This is a genomic window from Pleomorphochaeta sp. (assembly GCF_050031695.1).
In the GTDB taxonomy this organism is placed as follows: domain Bacteria; phylum Spirochaetota; class Spirochaetia; order Sphaerochaetales; family Sphaerochaetaceae; genus Pleomorphochaeta.
Genome location: NZ_JBNAIC010000052.1, coordinates 1 through 7,585, shown reverse-complemented (window position 1 = coordinate 7,585; position 7,585 = coordinate 1). Strand labels below are relative to the sequence as shown.

General features: G+C 29.4%; 6 protein-coding genes and 1 pseudogene. 1 reads left to right on the top strand and 6 read right to left on the bottom strand.

Annotated elements, in window-relative coordinates; genetic code table 11:
• From ACPKM0_RS09090 to ACPKM0_RS09070, 5 genes and pseudogenes are all read right to left on the bottom strand, one after another.
• Positions 1 to 187, bottom strand: a pseudogene (locus ACPKM0_RS09090) (GNAT family N-acetyltransferase); the annotation flags it as partial.
• A gap of 159 nt (positions 188 to 346) precedes the next feature.
• Positions 347 to 2,401 (bottom strand): beta-galactosidase, encoded by a 2,055-nt coding sequence (locus tag ACPKM0_RS09085; protein WP_472475304.1) that lies wholly within the window; start codon positions 2,399 to 2,401, stop codon positions 347 to 349.
• 12 nt (positions 2,402 to 2,413) lie between these two features.
• Positions 2,414 to 3,253, bottom strand: a complete 840-nt coding sequence (locus ACPKM0_RS09080) for a carbohydrate ABC transporter permease (protein WP_472475303.1) — start codon at positions 3,251 to 3,253, stop codon at positions 2,414 to 2,416.
• Positions 3,240 to 4,154: a carbohydrate ABC transporter permease gene (locus ACPKM0_RS09075; RefSeq protein ID WP_472475302.1), complete on the bottom strand. Its 915-nt coding sequence runs from the start codon at positions 4,152 to 4,154 to the stop codon at positions 3,240 to 3,242. Before ACPKM0_RS09075 ends, ACPKM0_RS09080 begins: the two co-directional genes overlap by 14 nt.
• A 92-nt stretch (positions 4,155 to 4,246) precedes the next feature.
• Positions 4,247 to 5,542 (bottom strand): ABC transporter substrate-binding protein, encoded by a 1,296-nt coding sequence (locus ACPKM0_RS09070; RefSeq protein ID WP_472475301.1) that lies wholly within the window; start codon positions 5,540 to 5,542, stop codon positions 4,247 to 4,249.
• A 430-nt stretch (positions 5,543 to 5,972) separates the two neighbouring features.
• On the opposite strand from ACPKM0_RS09070, the gene ACPKM0_RS09065 reads away from it, so the two are divergent.
• Positions 5,973 to 6,980 (top strand): LacI family DNA-binding transcriptional regulator, encoded by a 1,008-nt coding sequence (locus tag ACPKM0_RS09065; RefSeq protein WP_472475299.1) that lies wholly within the window; start codon positions 5,973 to 5,975, stop codon positions 6,978 to 6,980.
• 106 nt (positions 6,981 to 7,086) lie between these two features.
• Here ACPKM0_RS09065 and ACPKM0_RS09060 read toward each other — a convergent pair.
• A partial coding sequence (locus tag ACPKM0_RS09060) for an ABC transporter permease subunit (RefSeq protein ID WP_472475298.1) occupies positions 7,087 to 7,585 on the bottom strand: 499 nt, incomplete at its 5' end.

Genomic DNA, 7,585 nt, shown 5'->3' with positions numbered 1-7,585 from the left:
CGCACAAAATAGCACCAACTAGTTTGTTATTAATTCTGCAAATAAAATTTGTATTAGGATTTCTATTTAAGAATTTAGAAATACCTTCTTTTGAATCATCAAGAGATCTCAATCCCATACCTTCAGTATTTGACCATAACTTATACATTTCATCATAATCATCAATATTCATTTCTAAAAAATTCAAATTATTCCTCCTAAAAAAGCATTTATAAAACAACTATAATAAAAAAAATTATACACATAAATATAATTTTAATTTAATATGTTTAATAAAAACAAAAAAAGCCTAGAATTCTTACTTTTTTAAGAACTCTAGGCTAATAGTTATTTAAAAAATTTGAACTTACAAATCTTTTATTCTCTTTAAAATTTTTATTCCATAGGAAGGAAGTGTTATTTCATTTATTACCTTTTTTTTGCTTTCTAAATCAATATATATATTTTCACAAATAGGTAATAATATTGAATTATTGTTGAAATTCATTATAAAAATGTAATCTTCCTTATTGTTGCTCCTTTTTTGACAGGTTACCCCTTGTGGAAGTGTTGCTTTTAAATTTCTTTCTATATCTAATTTATCACAAAGATTACTATAAAAATCATCATAAAAAGAATCTTCAGCCCGAGCTGCAAAATACCAAACTGTTCCTTTTTTATATTTATTTCTAGTAATAGCTGGTGTATTAGCCATATGATTTAAAGAATATTTTGCAACCACTTCAGCTGTATCTATTCTTAACCTATCAGCATAATGAAATACTTCATATTCTTTTTCTTGTAAATCATCAAATTTAAGTTTAATTTTCTGTTGTAATGGAGAACTTATTACATCAGTATCTTCAACTACTACTCCAGCTAAATCTTTTAATTGACCAGGGAAGCCTCCCATAAAACATAAATCACTTGAATTCACTAACCCAGTTAAATATGTAAGAATCAAAGTTCCTCCATTTTCAACAAATTTATGGAACTTTTCTGAAACACCCTCTTTTAGCATATATAACATTGGAGCTACTAGTAATTTATAATTATCAAAATCTAAAGCCTTACTGTCTATAATATCACAAGAGATTCCTAGATTCCAAAAAGCTCTATAATTTGCTATACATCTATCTTGATAACATTTATTTTGACTTCTTGGTAATTGAGCTAAGGATAGTGCCCACTCATTTTCTAAATCATATATTATAGCAACTTCAGAATTTGTTTTAGTTGAAACAATTGAGGAAAGATTACTTAACTTATCTCCTACCTCAACAACATCTTTAAAAACTTGTGTTTGATCATCACCTAAATGATTTACAACAGCTCCATGAAATTTTTCTTCTCCTCCACGGCTTTGGCGCCATTGAAAATATTGTACTGAATTTGATCCATGCGCTATTGCCTGCAAAGAAGATAATAAATGCATATTAGGTTTTTTGGGAATACTAATTCCTTGCCAATTTGTAGCACTTGGAGTTGATTCCATTAACATGAATGGAGCATTTTTATAGGATCTGTGCATATCATGAAAGAAAGATGTTTTGACCCCTTCCATCCATTCTTTATCTCCTAAATGCCATCTAGGATAACTATCCCAAGAAACAATATCCACATATTTCGCAAAATCCCAATAATTCAAATCAACATTAGGTAACATAAAATTTGTTGTTATAGGGACATTAGGAGTTTCATTTCTCAGCACTTCTATTTCTGATTTAAAAAAATCTAAAGTTTGATCACTTATAAATCTTTTCCAATCTAATAATAATCCATTAATTGAGGTATCTGATGGGAATATTTGTTGCCAATCAGTATATTTATGGCTCCAAAAAGTTGTCCACCAAGCTTTATTTAAATTATCTAAAGTAACATATTTTTTCTTTAACCAATCTCTAAAAGCATTTACACAATGATCACAATAGCATTCACCAGCATTATATTCATTTGAAACATGCCACAAAAGTAAATTTTTTCTATTCCCATATCGCTGTGCTAATTTCTTATCAATAATTGCAACTTTTTCTCTATATATTGGAGAAGTTCTACAATGGTTATGTCGTTCTCCATGAGGCTCCCTATTTCCATTAATATCAACTCTACAAACTTCAGGATACTTATAGCTTAACCAAGCTGGTTTTGCACCACTTGGAGTCCCCAATATTGCATATATATTATTTTCTTCAAGTCTATCAAAAAGATTATCTAACCAATCAAAATCAAAAACACCTTCCTCAATTTCTAAAACTGACCAAGAAAAAATTCCAATACTCATAACATTGCATTTAGCTTTTTTCATATACTCAAAATCAATATCAAGAATATCTGGATAATCTAGCCATTGTTCATAATTATAATCAGCACCATGAAGTAGCATAGATGATTTAAGCCTAATAGGCTTAATATTATTTGTCATAATTAAATCTCCTTATTTAATTGATCCTGTAATACCTTGAGTGAAATATCTTTGCATTGCAAAGAAGATGACTAACATTGGTAAAATACAAAATAGAACAGAAAGCATAAGCACGCCATAATCAGTAACATAACCAGATTGCAAACTAGCAATTAACATTGGCATTGAAATACTATCGTTACTTTGCATTATTATTTTTGGCCATAAAAAGTTATTCCAACCATTCATAAAAACAACAGTTACAGCTGCTGCAAATACTGCTTTCTGTGTAGGAATATATATGTGTGTAAAAATTCTAAATTCTCCTAACCCATCAATTCTAGCAGCATCAATAATCTCATGTGGAAAGGATCTTGAATTTTGTCTAAATAGCATTATCAAAAACGGAGTTGAAATTGTTGGCAATATAAAGCCAGCAGTTGAATTTAATAGTCCAAATTTAGCAACCATTTGATATAATGGAATCATCAATGCAGCAAAAGGAATCATCATAGCTAAAAGCAAAATAGAAAATAATCTATCCTTATGTTTATCATGATAAATTTCAAATCCATAACCTGCAATTGAACACACAATTAAACTAATGATTGTCATCATTCCAGCATATTTAAAAGAATTCCACATAGCTTGCCATAAATTTGTTGTTTCTACTAATTTATGATAATTTGCTACTAAATTACTTCCAGGAATAAGAGTCCCAGAAATTACATCTACACTTTTATTTGTTGCAGCTATCAGCATCCAAAATAATGGGAAAACTGACAGTATTACTGATATAATTAAAAAAGTATAAGTTCCAGCGCCTAAGGCTTGAGCATTTTTTGTTTTTTTATTTTTACTAATCACGGACATCCACCACCTTCATTTGGATAAAAGCTAAAAAAGCAACCAAAACTAAAATAATATAGGAAAGAGCAGCAGCATAACCAAAATTTGGTACATATTTAAAGGATAAATTATAAATATAATGCGACATAGTTATTGAAGCATTAGCAGGTCCTCCTGAAGTTAAGTTTACTGACTCATCAAACAATTGTAGAGTTCCATTAATTGACATAATGCTTGTTAATAAAATCATAGGTTTTAATAAAGGAGCTGTAATACTAAAAAAAGTTTGTATCTTTGAAGCACCCTCTAATTTTACAGCTTCATAAATTGATGGATCAATATTCTGCAGTCCAGCTAAATAAAAAACAACATTATAACCTGTCCATCTCCAAATCAAAGCTACGATTATTACAATTCTTGCACTAGTGGGATGTCCTAAAAAATTATAAGCTTTAGATAAAATTCCTAAATTTAATAAAATGGTATTAAAATATCCATCAATAGCAAACAAACTTCTAAAAATTACTGAATAAGCAACTAAAGGTGTTGCACAAGGCAAAAAAAGTAAAATTCTAAATAGTCCTTTGTATTTTAAATTTGGATTATTTAATATTGAAGCTAAAATAATAGCTAATACCAACATAACAGGAACTTGAATAATTAAATAAAAGAAATTGTTCTTTAAAGATTGAATAAAGATTTTATCTTTTGTCATTCTTATAAAATTATAAAAACCTGCCCATTCCATATTTGCACCAATACCTGTCCTAAAAGACATATACAAAGCTTTAAACATAGGAAAGAAACTCATTGCAAAAATCAGCAATGCTGCAGGAAGTATAAAAAACCAACCTGTAATTGATAATTTCTTTTCTATAGTTAATCTATTATTAATTTGCCGTGTTTTCTGCTGTTCAATCTTCAAAATAAAATACCCCTCCAAGATTCAAATTAACACACATAGCGAAAAGCTCTAAAACTTTCCACTATGTAATGTTATAAATTATACTATATTAATTAATTACCCATCATGAAATTAACAGTATCTTGTGCATCCTGGAAAGCTTGCTTAGGGGAAGTTCCAGTTTGAATTTGTGTAATTGCAGTACAAACAGCATCTCTTGCATCATAGTAATAAGCACCACCAGTAATCGCAGGAACTTTTCCTGCAAATTCTGTAATAATTGACATGATTGGTTGATTATTAAAGAATGCATTTGGTTGGCTATATACTTGAGAACTAGCAGCAGGAAGATAAGTACCTAATACACCATTTTGAGCAACAGCATCATATAATTGTGTTGAACCACCAAATGTTTTAGCAAAGAAATCAGCTGCTAAATCTACATTCTTACAAGCTGAGGAAACAGCCCAAGATGATCCACCATTATTTGAATAATTTGTGGCTGAAGCAACTCCATCCAATGAAGGCATATTTGTAATTTCCCATTTTCCTGCTTGATCAGTTGCACCTTGAATTGTAGCAGCAATCCAACAACCAGTCATTGTTCCTGCAACTGCACCACTAGTGAATGAATTTGTATAACCAGACCAATCTGTTGCTTCAACACAAGTTCCATCATCTAACATTTTCATATATGTATCGGCAACTTTATATAAAACATCGTTATTTACTATGTTAGGAGTTCCATCAGCATTAAATAAGGATACACCAGCTGATTGAAGCATCATGTTAATGATATCAGATGATCCAGCTTGAGCTGAAAGTAAAGGTTTTCCTGTTTTCTCTAAAACAACTTTAGCTTGTTCTAACCATTTTGACCAAGTAATATCTGTAAAATCTTCAATTGTATAACCAGCTTTTGCTAATACGTCAATTCTATAACCAAAAATTACAGCACCATTATCAAAAGGTACTCCAAAATTCTTACCATCAACAATAGAATAACCTGCTTTTCCTGCAGCAAATTGACTATAATCTATATTTGTATTACTTAAATCAGTAAAAACATTTGGAAAACTCATATAATTCTTTTGAAATGCATTATCTTGAATCAAGAATATATCTGGCAATCCTTTTAAATTTCCAGAAGAAGCAATTGTTGTTAATTTTGTTTGTAAAGTATTCCAATCGCCTTGATCTTGAATATCTAATTTAAACTCAGGGTGATCCTTTTGATATAATTCAGCTGCTTTTTGCATTGTAGCTCCATTAAATCCCATATCCCATAACCAAACAACTAGTTCATTACTATCTGAGGCATCAGCTTTCGCTTCCTGTTGACCAGAAGCCATTAACAAACTTGAAGCAGCAAAAGTAATGCATGCTAAAGTTAAAATAAATTTTTTCATGTAATTCTCCTTTTTAACAATCAATCGGTTTGAACAACCGGTTATTCAATTAAATGGTAGCATCAAGAATTATACCTGTCAAACAAAATTTAGTTTTTTTTTATTAGGTCTCTAAATAAATTAAAGTTTTATAAAATAATACAACAAAAAAAAGAATAAACATGCATCAAATATATTTTAGCTAATTTATTATTTACAAAAGAATTATTAAACAATATTAACTGCATTTATTTATTATCTTACTAGATAAACTCAAATGAATCTTAAAAAATAGAGCAAATCAATACTCTAAAAAAGTATAATAAATTCCTAATTAGTAAACTCAAAATATATTCAATTTGTTGCGCATTTTTGCGCATTTTCTACCATTTTTACAAAATCTTTAATAATTTTGTTGCGCTATATAACAAAGATATGATACAAAAAGAATATGGATAATAAAAATGACAAACCTTATACCCTTGAAGCTATTGCTAATGAATTAGGTGTTAGCAAAACAACTGTATCTAGAGCAATATCAGGTAAAGGAAGGATTGGGTATAAAACTAGAGATAAAATACTAAAATTTATTAAAGAAAATAATTACAAACCTAATGTAATTGCTAGAGGGCTTGCTGAAAAGAAAACCTATAATATAGGTCTTGCTTTACCAGAAGAACTAAAAGCCTGGGACTCCCCTTTTTGTCATAAGAGTATAAATGGAATATGTGAAATTGCTTCAGAAAACGATTATGATTTAATACTCTTATGGATTAGTAATAATAACATTTCTCAGCTAAAAAGAATTGTTGATAATCACAAAGCTGATGGATTAATATTAACAAGAACAATGATAGAGGATGATCCTGTAAAATTTTTAAAAGAATCAAATACTCCTTTTGTAGTAGTTGGATCTTCCACTGATAAAGAAGTTACTCACGTCGATAATGACCATGTAAGTGCATGTAAAACTCTAATGGAACTTCTTTTAAGCAGAGGTTTAAAAAGTTTTGTGTTAATTGGCGGGGATACTCAACTTTGTGTTACAAATAATAGATTAAAAGGATACAAACTAGCCATAGAAGGCAAAGACTCTAGAATAAGTAGTAAAATTATTTTAGAAGCTGTAAACCAAGCTCAAATAATAAAAGCGACTGATGAAGCTTTAGAAACTAATCCAGATTGTATAATTTGTATGGACGATTTTATTTGTTCAATAGTTATGACTAGATTAAATGAAAAAGGAATATCAATCCCAAAAGATATATCAGTTGCAACATTCTATCGAAGTGTAATGCTTGAAAGTTTTAATCCACCAATTACTGGATTAGAATTTGATGAGAAAAAACTGGGTGGAATAGCTTGTGAAATCTTAATTCAAAAACTTCAAGGTAAAGAAGTCAATGATTTTTTGAATTCTGATTATAGATTATTTATGGGAAAATCAATTAAACAATAAAATTTAATTTCAATTTTGCGGAGATAACACGTATCTATCTCCGCAAAAAACAAAATATTTCAAAAAATGACTACTCTCGAAATAGTACCGAGAATACTAACTCTATCTACATTCTAATTTCTTTTCTTTGGAATTTAATATATCCAAGAGTAAAGATTAATATTATCACAGCAACAAATTCTGTTATCTGAGGCCAAATTAATAATAAACTCTGTGAAAGGGGCAATGGAGAACCTGATATTGCGCCTTCCATTTGATAGAACATAACAGGACCTAAGGATCTTGTAGTTGGCCTTAAAATCGCAATCGAAGCTTTATTAAACAATATATAAGGGGAAATATTAGACAACATTGAATAAATATTTAATGCAGTTAATTGATTTCCACTCACATTATAAGCAATCAACTCTGATATTGGAGACCAGAAAATCATCAAAAATAACCAAAGAGCAATAGATAAAAATGCTGAAGTTGACCCTTGTTTATAAGTAATTGAGAAAAACATTGCTATAATATACCAAATACCAGCATATAGAAGTGTTATAATATAAAAAACTAATGCCCTTCCAATTTGTTCTGTTGTTGGTGGAACGCCAAAAATTAAC

What these genes read in the sequence shown, in the direction of transcription:
- ACPKM0_RS09085 (WP_472475304.1), bottom strand. Translation starts at nt 2,401, where the DNA reads ATGACAAATAATATTAAGCCTATTAGGCTTAAATCATCTATGCTACTT.
- ACPKM0_RS09080 (WP_472475303.1), bottom strand. Translation starts at nt 3,253, where the DNA reads ATGTCCGTGATTAGTAAAAATAAAAAAACAAAAAATGCTCAAGCCTTA.
- ACPKM0_RS09070 (WP_472475301.1), bottom strand. Translation starts at nt 5,542, where the DNA reads ATGAAAAAATTTATTTTAACTTTAGCATGCATTACTTTTGCTGCTTCA.
- ACPKM0_RS09065 (WP_472475299.1), top strand. Translation starts at nt 5,973, where the DNA reads ATGGATAATAAAAATGACAAACCTTATACCCTTGAAGCTATTGCTAAT.